This is a genomic window from Nonomuraea sp. NPDC049421, from assembly GCF_040677005.1.
GTDB lineage: Bacteria > Actinomycetota > Actinomycetes > Streptosporangiales > Streptosporangiaceae > Nonomuraea > Nonomuraea salmonea.
This window is the reverse complement of the sequence record NZ_JBFAQA010000019.1, coordinates 127,330-147,626: the sequence shown is the minus strand read 5'-3', so window position 1 is coordinate 147,626 and position 20,297 is coordinate 127,330. Positions and strand designations below refer to the sequence as shown.

Sequence of the window (20,297 nt, the reverse complement as noted above, 5' to 3'; positions counted from 1 at the left end):
TGGGCTGAAGTAGGGTGCGGCCATGTTCGCCGTTACCGCCACGCAGATCGATCCCGACAACCCGCTCGCCGGACTGACGCTGGGCGAGCACCCAGAGCCGAAGGTGCCGGACGGGTGGACGACCGTCACCGTACGAGCCGCCGCGCTCAACCACCACGACCTGTGGACGCTCAAGGGCGTCGGCATCCGCCAGGACCGCCTGCCGATCGTGCTGGGGTGCGACGCCGCCGGCGTGGACGAGGACGGCAACGAGGTCATCGTGCACTCCGTGATCGGCTCCGGCCCCGACGAGACGCTCGACCCGAAGCGTTCGCTGCTGTCGGAGGTGCACGACGGTACGTTCGCCGACCGGGTGGCGGTGCCGCGGCGCAACCTGGTGCCCAAGCCGGCGGCGCTGAGTTTCGAGCACGCCGCCTGCCTGCCGACGGCGTGGCTGACCGCGTACCGGATGTTGTTCGAGAAGGCCGGGCTGGAGCCGGGCTCGACCGTGCTCGTGCAGGGGGCCGGCGGCGGCGTGGCGACGGCGCTGATCGCGCTGGGCCGGGCGGCCGGCTACCGGATCTGGGCCACCAGCCGGACGGAGGGCAAGCGGGCGGCGGCCCTGGAACTGGGCGCGGACCAGGTGTTCGAGCCGGGGGCGCGGCTGCCCGAGCGGGTGGACGCGGTGATGGAGACGGTCGGGCAGGCCACGTGGGACCACTCGCTCAAGTCGCTCAAGCCGGGCGGGCGCATCGTCGTGTGCGGGGCGACCAGCGGCGCGGTGCCGCCCGCCGACCTCAACCGGGTCTTCTTCCTGCAGCTGTCGGTGGTCGGCTCGACGATGGGGACGCGGGAGCAGCTGCGGCGGCTGGCGGTGTTCCTGGAGCAGACGGGGGTGCGGCCGGTGGTCGACCGGATGATGCCACTGGCGGAGGCGCACGAGGGGTTCTCCGCGCTGGCGTCAGGGGACATCTTCGGGAAGATCGTCTTTACCCGCTAGATAAGTGACAAGTTACTTTTGCCGGCTTCTGGGTGATACAAGAAGGATGAGGGGTCTCACCCAGGAGTGATCAGCGTGGACGTTGTGCCGTTCGGCCCGGGTTCGATGCACTGGGACACCGCCGGGGAGTACCGCAACCTGCTCATCGCCGGCAGTGCGCTGGTGCTGCAGACCATGCATCCGGCCGTGGGGGCCGCGGTGGGCGAGCACTCGACGTACAAGCAGGATCCGTGGGGGCGGCTGCAGCGCACGCTGATCTCCGTGCAGAAGTGGGTGTACGGCGGCGCCGAGGGCCCGGCCGAGGGGCAGCGGCTCAGGCGGTTGCACGAGCCGATCGGCGGTGTGGACGAGCAGGGCCGGCGCTACCACGCCCTGAACGGTGAGGCGTGGGCCTGGGTGCACCTGACGTTGTTCGAGCGGTTCATCACGCTCAACCGTTATTTCGGCAGCCCGTACCCGACGGGTCAGCTGGAGCGGTTCTACGAGGAGTCGCGGCAGCTCGGGGCGATCCTGCGGGTGCCCGAACGTGAGGTCCCCGCCGACCTTCCGGCGTTCCGTGCGTACTTCGACAGGATGGTGGCCGAGCGGCTCGAAGCCCACCCGACCGCCCTCGACGTGCTGGCCGCGATGCGCGGCACCCCCGCGCCGCCCGGACTGCCCGCTCCACTGCGGCGGTTGTGGCGGCCGGTCGGGGCCGGAGCGGGGGAGCTGACGTCCTTCCTGACGGTCGGCACGCTGCCACCGGCCGTCCGGCGCACGCTCGGCTTACGCTGGACGGCCCGCGACGAACGCCGCTTACGCCACCTGGGCCACGCGGTGGCGATGCTCAACCCGCGCCTCCCGGAACGCCTGCGCTACATGCCGCTCGCCTACCAGGCCCGCCGAGCCGCCCGCCGCACCCGCAGCCCCACCCCTCAGCACCTCCGCTCCGCCTGACCCCACGTTCGCCGGAAGAGCCCCCGCGCCGGCCAGGGGTGTGGGCGGGTCAGCGGTCGAGGATCTCGCGGATGCGGGTCGCGCTTTCGGTGAGAGTCGTGCGGAGTTCGGCCAGCTTGTCGGGGGTCAGGCGGGCCTCGGAGGCGTCGCGGCGGGCTTGGCCGACGAAGTCGGCGAGCAGTTCGCCCAGCTCGGCGTCCAGGTCGGCGCGGCCGGCGGGGCCGCCGGGCGGTGGGCCGCCGAGCGTGCTCCACGCCTCCTGCCAGATCCTGCGCCACTCCCTGCTGAGCCGCTCGCCCTCGTCCTGCCAGTGGTAGGCGTGCTCCATCCACTGGCGTTTCTGCTCGTCCCGCAGCCGCTTGAGGTCCTCCTTCTGCTGGCGGCGCAGCCGCCTGGTGTCGTCGGCGGCGCCGGTACGCACGTCCTTGGCCATGCGGGTCAGCTCGTCGCGCAGCGAGCGTACGGTGTCGCGGACGTCCTCCTTGACCTCGCGCGCGATGTCGCGGACGGAGGCGGAGATCTCCTGCTCCAGGTCGGCGAGCTCGTCGAGCCGGTCGTTGAGCTCCTCGCGGCCCTTGTCGGTGATGGAGAACACCTTCTTGCCCTCGACCACCTCGTGCGTCACCAGGCCCTCTTCCTCCAGCCTGGCCAGGCGCGGATAGATGGTGCCGGGAGAGGGCGAGTAGACGCCGAGGAAGCGGTCCTGAAGCAGCCGGATGACCTCGTAGCCGTGGCGCGGGCTCTCGTCCAGCAGCTTGAGCAGGTACAGCCGGAGCCGGCCGTGACCGAAGACAGGGCTCATTCCTTCTCTCCCTTGAGCAGCGTGACCTCGCCGGAGACCGTGGTGGCCGACAGCGAGGCCATGCCGCCGCCGAGCCGCCCGGACATCGACTTCATGCCGGGGGAGCTCTTGGTGGACAGTTCCTCGAACGTGCTGACGAGCCGGCCGGAGGTGGATCGGGCGGTGACGTCCGCCTCCACGTTCTCGGGCAGCCTGACCAGGATGTCACCGGAGACGCTGTTGATGGTCACGTGTCCGGTGGGACGCAGTGACAGGTCGGCGGTGATGCGGCCGGAGACGGTGTTGGCCTTGAGGCGGTGCGGCGTGCCGTCGGCCACGGTGAGGTCGCCCGAGACGCTGACGAACGACAGGTCGCCGTCCATGGCGCGGGTCTCGACCGGACCGGAGACGGTGTTGGCCGTGACCTCGCCGCTGACGCCGTCGAGCACGATCTCGCCGGAGACGCTCTTGACGTCCGTGACGCGCTCGAACCCGGCGACCACGGCCGGCGCCGTGACGACGCCCGCTTTGATCCGGCAGGTCCTGGGGACGGCGATGGACAGCACGGTTCTGCGTTTGTCGCGGCGCAGCCAGCCGAGCAGGCCGTCCCAGGTGAGGTCGCGGTAGGCGACGGTGAGTGTGCGGGCCAGTTCGTCGTACGTGACGAGGAGCGGCGAGGCCGACGCGATCTCGGCGATCTCCAGGGTGGGTGGCCCGTCACTGGCCAGGACGTCGAGCCGGCCCGCGACGATGCGTACGTCGAGGTCGTCGACCTGGTCGAAGGTGAGCCGGTCCGGCGCGTCGATCGTCCACTGCTGCATGCTCCCGCCCTTTCCCTCACGTCATCCTACGCAAAACACGATATGTCGCGTTAGCTGAAGACTCAAGATGTATCGCGTTTTGCTTCGAGACTACCGCCGCGCACCTTCAGGCGGGCGGCGGTCAGTCGTCCTCGTCGTCGTCGAGCCGGGCCAGCCACGTGGCCAGCCGCTCGATCGGCGTCTCGAACTCGGGATTGAGATCGACGAACTCGCGCAGCCGCTCGCCCAGCCAGAGCAGGCTGACCTCCTCCTCGCCACGCCGCTCGACCAGCTCTTCGATCCCCCGATCGGTGAAGTACATGGTTCTCCCTCGACTACCCGGGGCGACGCCGCCCCGTCTGACTGACAGCAGTGAGCCCCCGGCCACGAGGGGCAGGGGGCTCACCGTCGATCACATGAATGCTCAGCCGAAGATCTGGTGCAGGATCTCCTCGAGCTCCCGGTCGTGCGCGTTGTGCGAACCGGTCGCCGGCGAGCTGTTGGCCGTCCGCGACACCCGGCGCAGCGACCGGCCGCCCAGCACCTGCGGGTCCTCGGCCAGCTTGAGCGTGAGGTACGGCCACGGGCCCATGTTGGTGGGCTCGTCCTGGGCCCAGACCAGCTCGGCCTGCGCGCCGTAGCGGGTCAGCTCGGCCGCCAGCTCCTCCGCCGGGAACGGGTAGAGCCGCTCGAGCCGGACCAGCGCCACGTCGTCACGCCCGCTCTTGTCGCGCTGCGCCAGCAGCTCGTAGTAGAGCTTGCCGGACGTGAGCGCCACCCTGGTCACCTTGGCCGGGTCGACGGTGGTGTCACCGATGACCGGCTGGAAGGTGCCCGAGGTGAAGTCGGACGCCTTGGACGTGGCCGCCTTGTGGCGCAGCAGCCACTTCGGAGTGAAGACCACCAGCGGCTTGTGCCGCTCGGACTCCACCTGCCAGCGCAGCAGGTGGAAGTAGTTGGCCGGCGTGGTGGGCTGGGCGACGGTCATGTTGTCGAGCGCGCACACCTGGAGGAAGCGCTCGATGCGGGCCGAGGAGTGGTCGGGGCCCTGACCCTCGTAGCCGTGCGGCAGCAGCAGCACGACCGAGGACCTCTGGCCCCACTTCTGCTCGCCCGACGAGATGAACTCGTCGATGATCGTCTGGGCGCCGTTGACGAAGTCGCCGAACTGCGCCTCCCAGCAGACCAGGGCGTCGGGCCTGACCACGCTGTAGCCGTATTCGAAGCCGAGCGCCGCGAACTCGCTGAGCAGCGAGTCGTAGACGTAGAACTTCGTGGTGCCCTCGTTGAAGGTCTTGAGCGGCGTGTGGTCGGCGCCGGTCATGCGGTCGACGAGGACGGCGTGGCGCTGGGTGAACGTGCCGCGCCTGGAGTCCTGGCCGACCAGGCGCACCGGGTGGCCGTCGATCAGCAGCGAGCCGAAGGCCAGCGTCTCGCCCATCGCCCAGTCGATCGAGTCCTGCTCGACCATCTGGCCGCGGCGCTGCAGCACCGGCGCGAGACGCGGGTGCGGCGTGAAGCCCTCGGGCAGGCTGAGCTGGGTGTCGACGATGCGCTTGAGCGTCTCGTCGCTGATCGCCGTCGGCGTGTCGGCGTGGGACCACTTGACGACCTCGGCGGGCGGCACCCGCATGGCGGCCGCCTCCTTGGGCTTCTTCGCCGCCTCGCGGACCTCGGTGAACGCCTGCTCCAGCTTGGCCTGGTAGTCGCGCAGCGCCTGCTCGGCCTCTTCGACCGTGATGTCGCCGCGGCCGATCAGGGCCTCGGTGTAGAGCTTGCGGGTCGAGCGCTTGGCGTCGATGAGGTCGTACATCAGCGGCTGGGTGAAGGCGGGGTTGTCGCCCTCGTTGTGGCCGCGGCGGCGGTAGCAGATGAGGTCGATGACGACGTCCTTGCGGAACGCCTGGCGGTATTCGTAGGCCAGCTGGCCCACCCGCACGACGGCCTCGGGGTCGTCGCCGTTGACGTGGAAGATCGGTGCCTGGATCATCCGCGCGACGTCGGTCGCGTAGACCGACGAGCGCGAGGAGGCGGGCGAGGTGGTGAAGCCGACCTGGTTGTTGACCACGACGTGGACGGTGCCGCCGGTGCGGTAGCCGCGCAGCTGCGACAGGTTGAGCGTCTCGGCCACCACGCCCTGGCCCGCGAAGGCCGCGTCGCCGTGGACGAGGACGGGAAGGACGGTGAAGCCCTCCTCGCCGCGCTCGAGAAGGTCCTGCTTGGCCCGGACGACGCCCTCCAGCACCGGGTCGACCGCCTCCAGGTGGGAGGGGTTGGCGACCACGGAGGCGGTGATGGTGTTGCCGCTCGGCGCGGTGAACATGCCGGTGGCGCCCAGGTGGTACTTCACGTCGCCGGAGCCGTGGGCGGTGCGGGGGTCGATGTTGCCCTCGAACTCGCCGAAGATCTGCGCGTAGGACTTGCCGACGATGTTGGCCAGCACGTTGAGCCTGCCGCGGTGGGCCATGCCGATGACGACCTCGTCGAGGCCCTCGTCGGCGGCGTCGCTGATCACCGAGTCGAGCAGCGGGATGAGGGACTCGCCGCCCTCGAGCGAGAAGCGCTTCTGGCCGACGAACTTCGTCTGCAGGAACGTCTCGAACGCCTCGGCGGTGTTGAGCCGCGACAGGATGTTGAGCTGCTCGTCGCGCTCGGGCGACTTGTGCGGCTTCTCCACCCGTGCCTGGATCCAGGCCCGCTCTTCGGGGTTCTGGATGTGCATGTACTCGATGCCGACCGTGCGGCAGTAGGAGTCGCGCAGCACGCCCAGGATCTCGCGCAGCTTCATCAGCGGGCGGCCGCCGAAACCGCCGGTGGCGAACTCGCGCTCGAGGTCCCACAGCGTCAGGCCGTGGCTCTGGATGTCGAGGTCGGGGTGCTTGCGCTGCTTGTACTCCAGCGGGTCGGTCTCGGCCATGAGGTGGCCGCGCACGCGGTAGGCGTGGATCAGCTCGATCACGCGGGCGGACTTGGCCACGTCGTCGTCGTGGGAGGCCGAGATGTCCTGGACCCAGCGGACCGGCTCGTACGGGATCCGCAGCGCCTCGAAGATCTCGTCGTAGAAGCCGTCCTCGCCGAGCAGCAACCGGTGGATCTGGCGCAGGAAGTCGCCCGACTGGGCGCCCTGGATGATCCGGTGGTCGTAGGTGCTGGTCAGCGTCATGACCTTGGAGACGGCCAGGCGCGACAGCGTGTCGGGCGATGCGCCCTGGTATTCGGCCGGGTATTCCATGGCGCCGACGCCGATGATGGTGCCCTGGCCGGGCATCAGGCGCGGGACGGAGTGGACGGTGCCGATGGTGCCGGGGTTGGTCAGCGAGATCGTGGTGCCGGAGAAGTCGTCGACGCCGAGTTTGCCGGCCCGCGCCTTGCGTACGACCTCTTCGTAGGCCATCCAGAACTGGCGGAAGTCCATCTCCTCCGCGCCCTTGATGGAGGGCACGAGGAGCTGGCGGTCGCCGTTGCTCTTCTGGACGTCGATGGCCAGGCCGAAGCCGACGTGCTCGGGCTTGACCAGGGTGGGCTTGCCGTCGATCTCGGCGTAGGAGTAGTTCATCTCCGGCATGGCCTTCAGCGCCTTGACGATCGCGAACCCGATCAGGTGCGTGAAGGAGATCTTGCCGCCGCGACCCCGCTTGAGGTGATTGTTGATCACGATGCGGTTGTCGATGAGCAGCTTGGCCGGGATGGCACGGACGCTGGTCGCGGTCGGCACCGACAGCGACAGGTCCATGTTGGCGGCCGTGCGGGCCGCCGCGCCGCGCAGCTTGACCTCCTCGGCGCCCTTGGGCACCGGGGTGGCGGGCTGCTTCGGCTTGTCAGCCGCGGCCGGAGCCGAGGGTGGCGCCTTCGGCGGCGCCTTGGGAGGCGCGGGCGCGGTCACAGTGCCGTTCGCCGCCTCCCTGACCGGGGGTCGGCCCGGTCCGTTATCAGGGTTGTAGTCAGCGAAGAAGTTCCACCAGGCCTTGTCGACCGACTCTGGATCTTGGAGGTACTTCTGGTACAGCTCGTCGACAAGCCATTCGTTCTGACCAAAGCTTGCCAGCGGGTTTGTCCGCGACGACTCAGACGACACGGCGGAAATCGCCCTCTTCCGCAGATCGGCGTTGATGTTAGAGAACCTGTCCAAGGCTACTCGCCCGGACCGGCAGCGCGCGCCCAAGAGGGCGTGCCGCCTCGAACGATCGTCCCAGGACCGTGCAAAGACGTCACGCCCCCCTAGTCAATCCGGGTGGTGCAGCCTTTATTACTCTTTGGTATCAACACCTGTGGGGGAGGTTTATTTCCCCGAGGTCAGCAGTCTGCGGGCGATGCGCACGTCAGGCGACAGCTCCGAGAGGAGCGCGGCGAGCTCGTCGCCGGCCTGCTCCAGCTCCTCCAGCGACATCGGCTCGAGGCGTTCGAGCAGGAAGATCGCGTTGGTGGTGTCCTCGGTGAGCCGGGTGCGCACGACCTGGCGCCAGTTCCAGCGGCGGCAGGTGACGCCCTCGTCGTCGCGCCAGACGACCTCGCCCGACTCGGGCTGACCGAGCGCCTCCTCCGACGGCTCGTCGCCGGCGGCCCGTACGAGCCGCGCGGGGCCGACGTAGCGGTCGAGGTCCTCGCCGCCGATGGGCAGCGCGTGCTTGACGCTCACCGAGTTGTACGCGTCGACCGCCTGGTTGATCTCCGGCAGCGGCATGCGCCGGGTGAGCGCGTCGACCGAGGGGCGGGTGCGCTGCGGCTTGGCGCCGAACGCGCGGTAGGCCTCTTTCCAGGCGTCGATCTTGGCGGTCTGGATCTCCTCTTCGCCGGCCGCCTTCAGCCAGGCGCGCGACCGGTCGTCCGTGGGCCCGTTGCGCAGGCCGTGTGCGGTCATGACCAGCACCGCGAAGTCGGGGCGCAGTGCGAAGACGGAGTCGTCAACCCAGATGTCGTCGAGCATCCCCACAGTCTAGGAGCCGGAAAAACCGCAAAAGTCCCTTTGCAAAAATGCCTTTGCGGTCTATCGTCAGAGACATGGAGGACCGGTACAAGATCAGTGACCCGCAGGCGCTCAAGGTGGCCGCGCACCCGCTGCGCGGCCGGCTGCTCGGCCTGCTGCGCTCGGAAGGCCCCGCCACGGCCAGCGAGCTCGGCCGCAGGACCGGCGAGAGCTCGGGCTCGACCAGCTACCACCTGCGCGAGCTGTTCAAGTACGGCTTCATCGAAGAGGACACGGAAGGCCGCGACGGCCGCGAGCGCCGCTGGCGCGCCCGCCACCGCTACACCTCGTGGAACAGCCGCGAGATGGTCGAGGTGCCGGGCGGGCGCGAGGCGGTCGAGGTCATCAGGACGCGGCAGGCCGAGGTGCTGGCCGAGGCGGCCCTGGGCTTCGACGAGGACGCCTGGTCGCCGGAGTGGGTCGAGGCCGCGGGCATCGACGACCACCTCTTCGAGCTGCCCCCTGCGGCGCTGACGGAGTTCCTGAGGCGGGCCCAGGACCTGCTGAACGAGCTCGCCGCCCGCCACGAGGGCGCCCCCGGCGTGCAGCCGGTCCACGTTTTCGTGGGCGGCTTCCCCCAGAAGCGGAGGGACGAGTCATGACCGCACGATTGGCACTGCGTCGCTACATGCTGGTCAATTTCCTGACCTGGCTGCCCATGGGGCTGATGGTGGCCGGCATGGTGCTGCTGATGAGCGAACGAGGGCTCGGCCTGGCCCAGATCGGGCTGGTCACCACCGTGTTCTCGATCGTCACCCTGAGCCTGGAGCTGCCCACCGGCGGGCTGTCCGACGTCGTGGGGCGCCGGGTGGTGCTGGCCGCGTCGGCCGCCGTCACGGTGGTCTCGCTCGCGATGCTCAGCGTGTCGACGACGTTCTGGATGTTCCTGGTGAGCGGCGTGCTCAAGGGCGTGGCAAGGGCGCTGTCCAGCGGCCCCGCCACCTCCTGGTACGTCGACACGTTGCACGCCGTCGAGGGCCACGACGCCGACCTCAAGCCGGGCCTGGCCAGGGGCGCGGTGATGGAGTCCGTGGCCTTGTGCGCGGGCGTGCTGGCCGGCGGCTGCCTGCCGCTGCTGGTGCCGCCTTCGCTGATGTTCCCGCTGGCCGCGCCCCCGCTGGCGGGCGCGGTGGCCGCCGCGGTGCTGCTGGTCGTGGTGCTGTTCGCGCTGCCCGAGCCGGCGCACGGCCGCAGGACGTTCGCGGACGTGCTGCGCGAGGTGCCCGCCACGATCGTCTCCGGCGTCAGGCTGGCGGCGGGCGGGCCGGTGCTGCGCCGCATGATGGGCGCCGCCGCGGTCTCGGGCGTCATGCTGACGAGCGTCGAGCTGCTCACGCCCGGCCGGCTGGCCGAGCTGGCCGGCACGGCCGAGCGCGGCAGCCTGTTCTACGCGGTGGTCGCGGCGCTCGGGTTCGCCGGCAGCGCGGCGGGCAGCGCGCTCGCGCCCCGCGCGGCCCGGCTGACCGGGAGCTCGGCGCGGGGGGCGATCGTGGGGACGGTGCTGAGCGCCCTGGCCATCGCCGCGCTGGCCGCCACGGCCGAGCTGGACGGCCCGGCGGGCACGGCGAGCGCCGGCCTGGCCTACGTCGTGCTGTTCGTCGGCCTCGCGATCGCCTCGGTGCTCTGCCTGGAGCTGACGCACAAGGCGGTCACCGCGGCCGACCGCACCACCGTGACCTCGACGTCCTCGCTGGCCCTGCAGGGCGGCGGCGCGGGGGCGAACCTGGCGCTCGGCGCGCTGGCCGCCCAGGCGGGCCTGGCCACGGCCTGGGGAGTCGTGGTCGTGGTGCTGCTGGCCTCGACGCTGCTGTTCGTCCGGATGCCGGTCGGCGGGGCTAGAGGCTCCAGTCCAGCTCAGGCCCTACCGGCACGATCCGGCTCGGGTTGATGTCGGTCTGGGTGAGGTAGTAATGACGCTTGATCTGGTCGAAGTCGGTGGTCTCGCGGAAGGCCGGGATGGCATGGAGGCGCCTGGCGTACGCCCACAGCGCCGGATAGTCCACCAGCCGCCGGACGGAACACTTGAAGTGCGTGTGGTAGACCGAGTCGAAGCGCGCCAGAGTGGTGTAGAGGCGCACGTCGCTGTCGGTGAGGGTGTCGAAGAGGAACTCCGACTCCGCCAGGCGCACCTCCAGGAAGTCGAGGGTGGTGAAGACGCGGGCCACCGCCTCCTCGTACACCTGCTGGTCACGGGAGAAGCCCGCCTCGTAGACCGCGTTGTTCAGGCCGTGATAGAGGCGGTCGTTCATGATGTCGATGTCGGGGCGCAGGCGCTCGGGATAGAGGTCGGGCGAGGTGCCCCATGACGTCTCCAGATCGAGGGTGATCTGGGGGAAGTCGTTGGTGACGATGCGCTCGTCCTGGGTGTCCCAGATGCACGGGACGGTGTAGCGGCCCACGTAGCCGGGGTCGGTGGCGTGGTAGAGCTCCGACAGGTACTCCGGGTCGCCGCCGGGCACCCGCCAGCCCTTCTCGTCGCGGATGGGGTCGGTGATCGCGACGTCGAGCAGCTCTTCGAGGCCGAGCAGCTTGCGGACGATGAGCACGCGCTGGGCCCACGGGCAGGCGTAGGAGGCGTAGAGGCGGTAGCGGCCTGGCTCGGGCGGGCCGAGCCGATCCGTGAAACGGTTCGGCTGGCGGACGAAGCGGCCATCATTCGCGATCTCGCGGCTCAGCTTCATGACCCCTAGTAGAACACGATTCTGCTACAGAACTATATTCGGCACGTGGCGAAATTCATGGTGACCCCTGCGAACGTGGCACAGCGGGAGGCGTGGCTCGGCGGGTCCGTCCCCGGCGTCGAGCGCGTACGTCCCGGTTTGTGGTCCATCCCGGTCCCGATCCCGATCAACCCCCTCCGGTACGTGCTGGTCTACGCACTCGAGCTGCCCGACGGCGTGGCGATCATCGACGCCGGCTGGAACACCGACGAGGCGTACGACGCGCTCGTGGCCGGCCTGGGCGTGGCCGGATACGCGATCACAGACGTCAAGGGCGTGCTCGTCACCCACATCCACCCCGACCACTACGGCCTGGCCGGGCGGGTCCGCGAGGCGTCGGGCGCCTGGATCGCGCTGCACCCGGCCGACGCCCGCCTCATCCGCGAGCGCTACGACGACGCGCTCATCGACTCCCTGGTGGAGCGCGAGCGCGCGCTGCTGCGCCGCTGCGGCGTGCCCGACCTGACCCTGGACGAGCTGGCCGGCGCCTCCATGATGATCAGGCACGTGGTCACGATGGCCAAGCCGGACCGCCTGGTCGGGGACGGCGACGACCTGCAGCTGCCCGGCTGGGACCTGCGCGCCGTCTGGACGCCGGGGCACTCGCCTGGCCACCTGTGCTTCGTCTCGCCGGAGCGGCGGGTGCTGTTCTCCGGCGACCACGTGCTCGCCAAGATCACGCCCATCGTGGCCGTGCACCCGCAGTCGGGGCCGAACCCGCTGGCCGACTACCTCGACGCGCTGGCCGCGGTGCGCAAGCTGGAGGTGGACGAGGTGCTGCCCGCGCACGAGTACCGCTTCCTTGAGCTGGCCGAGCGGGTGGACACCGTGATGGCGCACCACGACGCCCGGCTGGCCGAGATCGAGCAGGTGCTGGCCGAGGGCGGCGCGGCGGCCTGCTGGGACGTCGCGACCCGGCTCACCTGGTCGCGGCCGTGGGAGACGATCCCGCCGTTCATGCGGCGCTCGGCCAACAACGAGACGCTGGCGCACCTGGCGTGGCTGGAGGCCAAGGGGAGAGTGGTCAGGGAGCCGGGCGAGCCGGACCTGTGGCGCGCGCCCTGAGCCGGTTATCGTAAGCGTACTAGAATGTTGTTCTCCTGCTTGGGAGGTTCGATGCTTCGGTTCGATGACAGGGTCGCGATCATCACGGGGGCCGGGCACGGCCTCGGCAGGTCGCACGCGCTCCTGCTGGCCGAGCGGGGGGCCAAGGTCGTCGTCAACGACCTCGGCGGCGCGCTCGACGGCACCGGCGCGTCCGCCGGCCCCGCCGCCGAGGTCGCCGACCTCATCGTCAAGAACGGCGGCCAGGCCGTGGCCAGCACCGACAACGTCGCCACCCCCGAGGGTGCCAGGGCCATCGTCGAGGCCGCCGTCGACGCCTTCGGCAAGGTGGACATCGTCGTCAACAACGCGGGCATCCTGCGTGACAAGTCGTTCGGCAAGATGACCGTCGAGGACTTCGACCAGGTGCTCGCCGTGCACGTACGCGGCTCCTACCTCGTCAGTCAGGCCGCGTACCCGCTGATGAAGGCCGCCGGCTACGGCCGTGTCGTCAACACCTCGAGCCCGGCCGGCCTGTTCGGCAACTTCGGTCAGGCCAACTACTCCACCGCCAAGATGGGCCTGGTCGGCCTGACCAAGACGATCGGCATCGAGGGCGCGCGCAACGGCATCAGGGCCAACGCCATCGCGCCCATCGCCTGGACCCGCATGACCGAGGCGCTGCTGCCGGCCGAGTTCGAGGCCAAGTTCACCCCCGAGCGGGTCAGCGCGCTGGTCGCCTACCTCGTGCACGAGTCGTGCGAGACGAGCGGCGAGGTGTTCACGGTCGGGGGCGGCAGGGTGGCGCGGGTGTTCGTGGCGGAGGGGCCCGGCTTCAAGACCGACGACGTCACGCCCGAGGTGATCGCCGGCAACTGGGAGTCGGTGATGGCCGAGCAGCCGTACGTGCTGACCGCGGGCGACTCCATGAAGGCCATGCTCTAGTTCTTCCGCACGTTTCACTCGGGGGCCCTGTCACCGCGCCGCGCGGTGACAGGGCCTTTGTGTCAAAACGGTGGCTTTTTCAGCACAAACAGGTCTTTGTTCGATCTTCGGCGGAAGTTAGGCGAGTTCGGTCGATTAAGGCTCTTGATTTGCCGCATCGGTGATCTTATTGTCGCGGCATGACCCCCCAGCCGGGTTCCGCCGGCGACGTGCTGACGCTCATCAGCGCGGGCTCGGCGACGACCCGTTCCGATCTGGCGAGGCTCACCGGCCTGGCCAGATCCACCATCTCCCAGCGTGTCGACGCCCTGATCGAGCGCGGCCTGATCGAGGAGACCGAGAGCGGCGAGTCCACCGGTGGCCGGCCGCCGCGCCAGCTGCGCCTGCACACCGAGGACCACGCCTTCGCCGGCGTCGATCTGGGCGCCACCCACTGCCGGGTCGCGCTCATGGACATCTCGGGCAACGTGCTCGCCGAGTGCGAGGACGGCCTGCTCATCGGCGACGGCCCTGAAAGCGTGCTCGCCCACGTGGACCAGCGCCTCGACCACCTGCTCGACCAGGCGGGACGGCCCCGCAGCGCACTGCGCGCGCTCGGGATAGGCGTGCCTGGCCCGGTCGAGTTCGCCACCGGCCGGCCCAACAACCCGCCGATCATGCCCGGCTGGAACGACTACCCCATCCCCGACTACTTCGACGGCGTCGAGGTCCTGGTGGACAACGACGTCAACGTGATGGCGCTGGGCGAGCACCGCAACGCCTTCCCCGACACCCGCCACCTGCTGTTCGTCAAGGTCGGCACCGGCATCGGCTGCGGCATCATGGCCGCCGGCCGGCTGCACAGGGGCGCACAGGGCTCGGCCGGCGACATCGGCCACATCAGGGTCAGCGGCCACGACGACGCCGGCTGCCGGTGCGGCAACAGCGCCTGCCTGGAGGCCGTGGCAGGCGGCGCCGCCATCGCGCGCCGCCTGAGCGAGCTCGGCCTGCCCGCCGAGTCAGGCGGCGACGTGGTGGCGCTCGTGCAGTCCGGCAACACCCAGGCGCTGCGCCTGGTCAGGGAGGCCGGCCGGCTCATCGGCGAGGTGCTGGCCAGCCTGGTCAACTTCTTCAACCCCGAGGTCATCGTCATCGGCGGCGCACTGTCGCGGGTGCACGAGCACCTGGTGGCCGGCATCAGGGAGACCGTCTACCGCCGGTCGCTGCCACTGGCCACCCACCATCTGTCGATCACGCCGAGTCGTACGGGGAGCAACGCCGCCGCATTGGGCGCCGGAATTCTCGCGATCGAGCACTACCTGTCACCGGACAACATCAACCGCATCGTCAACGCCTGAAAGGGACTCCCCCGATGCTGGTCATGAAGGGCATCGTCAAGCAGTTCCCCGGCGTGCGCGCGCTCGACGGGGTCGATCTGGACGTACGGGCGGGCGAGGTGCACTGCCTGCTCGGCCAGAACGGCGCCGGCAAGTCCACCCTGATCAAAGTGCTGGCCGGGGTGCACCAGCCGGACGAGGGCACCATCAGCTTCAACGGCGCGGAAGTGCGCCCCGGCAGCCCGATCGACGCCATCAGGCTCGGTTTCGCCACCATCTACCAGGAGCTCGACCTGGTCGACGGGCTCACCGTGGCCGAGAACATCTTCCTCGGCCACGAGCACGCCCGCCTCGGCTTCGTCAACAGGGCGGCGGGCCGTCGCGCCGCCACGGCCGTGCTGGAACGCCTCGGTCACCCGGAGATCCGCCCGTCGGTGGAGGTCGGGCGGCTGTCGCCGGCCGCCAAGCAGGTCGTCTCGATGGCCCGCGCGCTCTCCCACGACGCTCGCCTCATCATCATGGACGAGCCGTCGGCCGCGCTCGCCCACGACGAGGTGAACAACCTCTTCCGCATCATCCGCGAACTGACCGCCCAGGGCGTCGCCGTGGTCTACATCTCCCACCGCCTGGAGGAGATCCGCGAGATCGGCGACCGGGTGACGGTGCTCAAGGACGGCCGCACGGTCGCGGTCGGGCTGTCCGCCCGCGACACGCCGACCACCGAGATCGTCTCCCTGATGACCGGCCGCAACGTCGAATACGTCTTCCCGCCCAGGGCCGGCCGCGAACCGGGGGAGGAGGTGCTCAGGGTGGAGGACCTGGCCTCGCCGGGCGTCTTCTCCGGCGTGTCGTTCTCGGTGCGGGCGGGCGAGATCGTCGGCCTCGCCGGGCTCGTCGGCTCGGGCCGCTCGGAGATCCTCGAAGCCGTCTACGGCGCCCGCACCGCCACCGGCCGCGTCCTGCTGGACGGCCGCAGGACGCGGCGCGGCGTGGTCGGCACCGTACGCCGCGGCATGGGCCTCGCCCCCGAGGAGCGCAAGGCCCAGGCCCTGCTCCTCGACCAGAGCGTCACCGCGAACATCACGCTGGGCACCCTGCCGGGCTTCGCGAAGTTCGGCTGGCTGGACAGGAAACGGGAGCGCGCCGAGGCCCGCCGCCTGTCGGAGATGCTCGACATCCGGCCACCCGACCCCGAACGCCCGATCAGAACCCTGTCGGGCGGCAACCAGCAGAAGGCCGTGCTGGCCCGCTGGCTGCTCGGCGGCCGCAAGCTGCTCCTGCTCGACGAGCCGACCAGAGGCGTGGACGTGGGCGCCAGGGCCGAACTGTACGCGGTCATCCGCGACCTCGCCGAGCAGGGCATCGGGGTGCTGCTGGTCTCCAGCGAGGTGCCCGAGGTGCTCGGGCTCTCCGACCGGGTGCTGGTGCTGCGCGAGGGTCAGGTCATCCACGAAGGGGAGGCGGCCGAGCTGGACGAGCATCGCGTACTGGACATGATCATGAATGGGAGGGCGGCGTGATGAGCGAGCCCGCAACAGACCGGCGTGCCGGGAAGGCGAGCCTGCCGGCGCTGCCGTCGATCCGCGGGGTGAGCGAGATGCGCCACCTCGGGCTGATCGGCGCGCTCGCGCTGCTGGTGGTCGTCGGCCTGGTCACCAGATACGAGAACTTCGCGACGGCCTCCAACTTCGTCAGCATCCTGTCGCTGGCCGCCACGATCGGCGTCATCACGGTCGGGGCCACGTTCGTCATCATCGGCGGGGGCATCGACCTGTCGGTGGGCGCGGTCATGGCGCTGGCCAGCGTGTGGGCGACGACGCTCGCCACCCAGTCGTACGGGCCGGTGGTGATGGCGATCTGCGCCATCCTCGTCGGCACCGGGGCGGGGCTGGTCAACGGGTGGCTCATCGCGTACGGGCGGCTGGTGCCGTTCATCGCCACACTGGCCATGCTGGTGGCCGCCCGCGGGCTCGCCCAGCGCATGTCCGACCGCAAGACGCAGCTCATCCAGGCCGACAACACGGCCATCGTGGACCTGTCGACCACCCGGGTGCTCGGCATCCCGCTGCTGGTCTACATCTTCGCGCTGGTCGTGGTGCTGGGCTGGATCCTGCTCAACCGCACGACCTTCGGGCGGCGCACGTACGCGGTGGGCGGCAACCCCGAGGCCGCCCGCCTGGCCGGCATCGACGTACGCAGGCACACGATGCTGCTGTACGCCCTGTCGGGGCTGTGCTGCGGCGTCGCCGCGATCCTCATCATGGCGCGTACGACGACGGGCTCGTCCACCCACGGCGACCTGTACGAGCTGGACGCCATCGCGGCCGTCATCATCGGCGGCACGCTGCTCACGGGTGGCCGGGGCACGATCATCGGCTCGATCCTGGGCCTGCTGATCTTCACCCTGATCACCAACCTCTTCATCCTCAACGGCCTCAACACCAGCGACCAGCTGATCGCCAAGGGCCTGATCATCGTCGTCGCCGTCCTTCTCCAGCGGCGGAACCTGAAGGAGAGAGCACCATGAGTGACAACGTCGCGCGCAGGGGATTCCTGGTCGGCGGAGCCGTGCTGTTGGCGGCGGGCTGCACCAGCAACGAGCCCGCTGCGGCGCCGAGCAGCGCGGCGCCCCAGCCGGCGCCCGCCGCCACCGGCGGCAACGACCAGCCGGGCGAGAAGGTGGTGATCGGCTTCTCCGCTCCGGCGGCCGACCACGGCTGGATCGCCGCCATCGCCAAGAACGCCGAGGCGACCGCGAAGCAGTATTCGGACATCGAGTTCAAGCCGGTCGAGCCGACCAACGACATCAACCAGCAGATCTCCGCCGTGGAGTCGCTGATCGCGGCCAAGGTGAACGCGCTGGTGATCCTGCCCAACGACGGCCAGCAGCTCAACCAGGTCGCGTTGCAGGCCACCGAGGCGGGCATCCCGGTCGTCAACCTCGACCGCATCTTCCCCGACAAGCTGGCCTACCGGACGTGGGTCGGCGGCGACAACTACGGCATGGGCGTCGCGGCCGGCCACTTCATCGGCAAGCAGCTCAAGGACAAGGGCGTGTCGAACCCGGTGATCGTCGAGATCCAGGGCATCGCCACGCTGCCGCTCACCCAGGACCGCACCAAGGGCTTCGAGGACGCGCTGAAGACGTACGGGTTCAGCGTCACCGCCAAGCAGGACGCGCAGTTCACGGTCGAGACCGGCAACGAGGTCGCCACCTCGCTGCTGCAGGCGCACAAGAAGATCGACGCGATGTGGAACCACGACGACGACCAGGGCGTCGGCGTGCTGGCCGCGATCAAGGAGGCCAGCCGCGACGAGTTCATCATGGTCGGCGGGGCCGGCTCGCTGAACGCGATGCGGGAGATCCAGGCGGGCAACTCCGTGCTGCAGGCGACGGTCACCTACAGCCCGACCATGGCCTCCTCGGCGATCAAGCTGGCGCGTCTGATAGCACAGGGGAAGGGCATGAGTGATCTGGTGGAGAACCAGGTTCCCCAGTCCATCACGCTCGCGTCCGAGACCATCACCAAGGAGAACGTCGAGAAGTACCTGGCGCTCGGCTTCGAATCCTGATCCTGATCGGGGGTTGCATGTCAGACAGAACCACCATCGGCGTGGGCATGATCGGCTACGCCTTCATGGGCCGTGTCCACTCCCAGGCCTGGCGCAGTGTCGGAGCGTTCTTCGACCTGCCGCTGGCGCCGCGCATGGCGGTGCTCGCAGGCCGGTCGAAGGAACGCACCGCGGCGGCCGCGGCGCAGCTCGGCTGGGCCGACGCCGAGACCGACTGGAGAGAGGTCATCAAGCGGGACGACGTGCAGATCGTGGACATCTGCACGCCGGGCGACTCGCATGCCGAGATCGCCATCGCCGCGCTGGCCGCAGGCAAGCACGTGATCTGCGAGAAGCCGCTGGCCAACACCGTCGCCGAGGCCGAGGCCATGGCGGCGGCGGCCGCCACGGCGCCGGGCAAGAGCATGGTGGCCTTCAACTACCGGCGGGTGCCCGCGGTCGCGCTCGCCCGCCGGTACGTCGAGGAGGGACGCATCGGCGAGATCCGGCACGTCCGCGCGGTCTATCTGCAGGACTGGATCGTCGACCCGGAGTTCCCGCTGGTCTGGCGGTTGCAGAAGGACAAGGCCGGCTCGGGCGCGCTGGGCGACATCGGCGCCCACATCGTGGACGCCGCCCAGTTCATCACCGGCCAGAACCTCGTGGGCGTCTCCGCGCTGACGGAGACGTTCATCAAGGAGCGTCCGCTCGCCACCGAGTCGGCCGGGCTCGGCGCCACCGGCTCGTCGGCCAGGGGCGAGGTCACGGTGGACGACGCCGCCCTGTTCATCGGGCGGATGTCCGGCGGCGCGCTGGCCTCCTTCGAGGCCACCCGCTTCGCCAACGGGCGCAAGAACGCGATGCGCATCGAGATCAACGGCTCGCTCGGCAGCCTCGCGTTCGACTTCGAGTCGATGAACGAGCTGTGGTTCAGCGCCGGCGGCGGCGGGTTCGAGCGCATCCTGGTCACCGAGCCCGACCACCCGTACGTCGGCGCCTGGTGGCCGCCCGGCCACGGCCTCGGCTACGAGCACACTTTCACCCACGAGGTCAGGGACTTCCTGGAGGCGGTCGCCACCGGCGCCGACCCGACGCCCTCGTTCGCCGACGGGCTACGGGTGCAGCGGGTGCTGGAGGCGGTCGAGCGCAGCGCGGCTGACGGCAGCCGCTACACGAACGTGGAGGATTGATGAGACCAGTCACGCTGTTCACCGGACAGTGGGCCGACCTGCCCTTCGAGGAGGTGTGCAGGCTGGCGGCCGAGTGGGGCTACGACGGCCTGGAGATCGCCTGCTCGGGCGACCACTTCGACGTGGCGCAGGCGGTGTCCGACCCCTCGTACGTGGAGCAGAAGCGGGCCCAGCTCGACAAGCACGGCCTGAAGGTGTGGACGATCTCCAACCACCTGGTGGGCCAGGCCGTCTGCGACCACCCGATCGACGAGCGGCACAAGGCGATCCTGCCGGCCCGCATCTGGGGCAACGGCGACCCCGAGTCGGTGCGTCAGGCGGCGGCGGAGGAGCTGAAGAACACCGCGCGCGCTGCGGCGGCGCTCGGCGTGGACACCGTGGTGGGCTTCACCGGCTCGTCGATCTGGCACACGGTCGCGATGTTCCCGCCGGTGCCCGCCTCGATGGTGGACGCGGGCTACCAGGACTTCGCCGACCGCTGGAACCCGATCCTCGACGTCTTCGACGAGGTCGGCGTGCGCTTCGCCCACGAGGTGCACCCGAGCGAGATCGCCTACGACTACCACACCACCGTGCGCACCCTCGAGGCCATCGGCCACCGGCCGGCGTTCGGCCTCAACTGGGACCCCTCGCACATGGTGTGGCAGGACATCGACCCGGTCGGGTTCATCCTCGACTTCAAGGACCGCATCTACCACGTCGACTGCAAGGACACCCGGCTCCGCGTCGGCGACGGCCGCAAGGGCCGCCTGTCGTCGCACCTGCCGTGGGCCGACATGCGCAGGGGCTGGGACTTCGTCTCGACCGGTCGCGGCGACGTGCCGTGGGAGGACTGCTTCCGCGCGCTCAACGCGATCGGCTACGAGGGGCCGATCTCGGTCGAGTGGGAGGACGCCGGCATGGACCGGCTCGACGGGGCCAGGGAGGCGCTGGGCTACATCCGTAAGCTCAACGCCATCACCCCGCCCACCACGGCCTTCGACGCCGCCTTCTCCACCACCTGAGCGGCGGGGGACCGAACCGGCCGGCGCCTCCCTTCCTCCGGGGGGCGCCGGCCGGCGTCTGTCGTGG

Annotated in this window: 18 protein-coding genes; 12 read left to right on the top strand and 6 right to left on the bottom strand. The window is 70.0% G+C overall.

What is annotated here, in order from left to right; all coding sequences use genetic code 11:
• Positions 1-22: 22 nt before the first annotated feature.
• Together AB0K18_RS29625 and AB0K18_RS29620 are read left to right on the top strand one after the other, a co-directional pair.
• Positions 23-979 (top strand): zinc-binding dehydrogenase, encoded by a 957-nt coding sequence (locus AB0K18_RS29625; RefSeq protein ID WP_364920541.1) that lies wholly within the window; start codon positions 23-25, stop codon positions 977-979.
• A gap of 75 nt (positions 980-1,054) precedes the next feature.
• Positions 1,055-1,915 (top strand): oxygenase MpaB family protein, encoded by an 861-nt coding sequence (locus AB0K18_RS29620; RefSeq protein WP_364920539.1) that lies wholly within the window; start codon positions 1,055-1,057, stop codon positions 1,913-1,915.
• Positions 1,916-1,964: 49 nt separating this feature from the next.
• On the opposite strand, the gene AB0K18_RS29615 is transcribed toward AB0K18_RS29620, so the two are convergent.
• The 5 genes from AB0K18_RS29615 to AB0K18_RS29595 form a co-directional block, all read right to left on the bottom strand.
• Positions 1,965-2,717, bottom strand: a complete 753-nt coding sequence (locus tag AB0K18_RS29615; protein WP_364920537.1) for a helix-turn-helix transcriptional regulator — start codon at positions 2,715-2,717, stop codon at positions 1,965-1,967.
• Entirely contained in the window at positions 2,714-3,517 is an 804-nt protein-coding gene (locus AB0K18_RS29610) for a DUF4097 family beta strand repeat-containing protein (RefSeq protein WP_364920534.1), read from the bottom strand. The genes AB0K18_RS29615 and AB0K18_RS29610 overlap by 4 nt, the downstream gene beginning before the upstream one ends.
• 121 nt (positions 3,518-3,638) lie before the next feature.
• Complete coding sequence (locus tag AB0K18_RS29605) at positions 3,639-3,818, bottom strand: DUF6104 family protein (RefSeq protein WP_080045373.1); 180 nt, start codon at positions 3,816-3,818, stop codon at positions 3,639-3,641.
• A 102-nt stretch (positions 3,819-3,920) separates the two neighbouring features.
• Positions 3,921-7,571: a multifunctional oxoglutarate decarboxylase/oxoglutarate dehydrogenase thiamine pyrophosphate-binding subunit/dihydrolipoyllysine-residue succinyltransferase subunit gene (locus tag AB0K18_RS29600; RefSeq protein WP_364920531.1), complete on the bottom strand. Its 3,651-nt coding sequence runs from the start codon at positions 7,569-7,571 to the stop codon at positions 3,921-3,923.
• A 204-nt stretch (positions 7,572-7,775) separates the two neighbouring features.
• Positions 7,776-8,420, bottom strand: a complete 645-nt coding sequence (locus tag AB0K18_RS29595; RefSeq protein ID WP_364920528.1) for a phenylalanine--tRNA ligase beta subunit-related protein — start codon at positions 8,418-8,420, stop codon at positions 7,776-7,778.
• 74 nt (positions 8,421-8,494) lie between these two features.
• Between AB0K18_RS29595 and AB0K18_RS29590 the strand changes: the two genes are divergently transcribed.
• The gene (locus AB0K18_RS29590) at positions 8,495-9,061 is read left to right on the top strand and encodes a winged helix-turn-helix domain-containing protein (protein WP_364376730.1); all 567 of its coding nucleotides are present in this window, start codon (positions 8,495-8,497) and stop codon (positions 9,059-9,061) included.
• Complete coding sequence (locus tag AB0K18_RS29585) at positions 9,058-10,347, top strand: MFS transporter (protein WP_364920526.1); 1,290 nt, start codon at positions 9,058-9,060, stop codon at positions 10,345-10,347. Before AB0K18_RS29590 ends, AB0K18_RS29585 begins: the two co-directional genes overlap by 4 nt.
• On the opposite strand, the gene AB0K18_RS29580 is transcribed toward AB0K18_RS29585, so the two are convergent.
• Entirely contained in the window at positions 10,295-11,140 is an 846-nt protein-coding gene (locus AB0K18_RS29580) for a glutathione S-transferase C-terminal domain-containing protein (protein WP_364920523.1), read from the bottom strand. The genes AB0K18_RS29585 and AB0K18_RS29580 overlap by 53 nt on opposite strands.
• Positions 11,141-11,185: 45 nt before the next feature.
• On the opposite strand from AB0K18_RS29580, the gene AB0K18_RS29575 reads away from it, so the two are divergent.
• From AB0K18_RS29575 to AB0K18_RS29540, 8 genes are all read left to right on the top strand, one after another.
• Positions 11,186-12,244: an MBL fold metallo-hydrolase gene (locus AB0K18_RS29575; protein ID WP_364920520.1), complete on the top strand. Its 1,059-nt coding sequence runs from the start codon at positions 11,186-11,188 to the stop codon at positions 12,242-12,244.
• A gap of 51 nt (positions 12,245-12,295) precedes the next feature.
• Positions 12,296-13,168 (top strand): SDR family oxidoreductase, encoded by an 873-nt coding sequence (locus tag AB0K18_RS29570; RefSeq protein WP_364920517.1) that lies wholly within the window; start codon positions 12,296-12,298, stop codon positions 13,166-13,168.
• 179 nt (positions 13,169-13,347) lie between these two features.
• Positions 13,348-14,505 carry an ROK family transcriptional regulator gene (locus AB0K18_RS29565; protein WP_364920514.1) on the top strand — a complete coding sequence of 386 codons (1,158 nt, stop codon included), beginning with the start codon at positions 13,348-13,350 and terminating at the stop codon, positions 14,503-14,505.
• A 14-nt stretch (positions 14,506-14,519) separates the two neighbouring features.
• On the top strand, positions 14,520-16,004 hold the full coding sequence (locus AB0K18_RS29560) for a sugar ABC transporter ATP-binding protein (protein ID WP_364920512.1): 1,485 nt from the start codon (positions 14,520-14,522) through the stop codon (positions 16,002-16,004).
• Entirely contained in the window at positions 16,004-17,011 is a 1,008-nt protein-coding gene (locus tag AB0K18_RS29555) for an ABC transporter permease (RefSeq protein WP_364920509.1), read from the top strand. The genes AB0K18_RS29560 and AB0K18_RS29555 overlap by 1 nt, the downstream gene beginning before the upstream one ends.
• Positions 17,008-18,057 carry an ABC transporter substrate-binding protein gene (locus AB0K18_RS29550; RefSeq protein ID WP_364920506.1) on the top strand — a complete coding sequence of 350 codons (1,050 nt, stop codon included), beginning with the start codon at positions 17,008-17,010 and terminating at the stop codon, positions 18,055-18,057. The genes AB0K18_RS29555 and AB0K18_RS29550 overlap by 4 nt, the downstream gene beginning before the upstream one ends.
• A 17-nt stretch (positions 18,058-18,074) precedes the next feature.
• Positions 18,075-19,226 (top strand): Gfo/Idh/MocA family oxidoreductase, encoded by a 1,152-nt coding sequence (locus tag AB0K18_RS29545; RefSeq protein WP_345389459.1) that lies wholly within the window; start codon positions 18,075-18,077, stop codon positions 19,224-19,226.
• A complete protein-coding gene (locus tag AB0K18_RS29540; RefSeq protein WP_364920503.1) occupies positions 19,223-20,230 on the top strand; it encodes a sugar phosphate isomerase/epimerase family protein in 1,008 nt (335 codons plus the stop codon). Before AB0K18_RS29545 ends, AB0K18_RS29540 begins: the two co-directional genes overlap by 4 nt.
• Positions 20,231-20,297 lie beyond the last annotated feature (67 nt).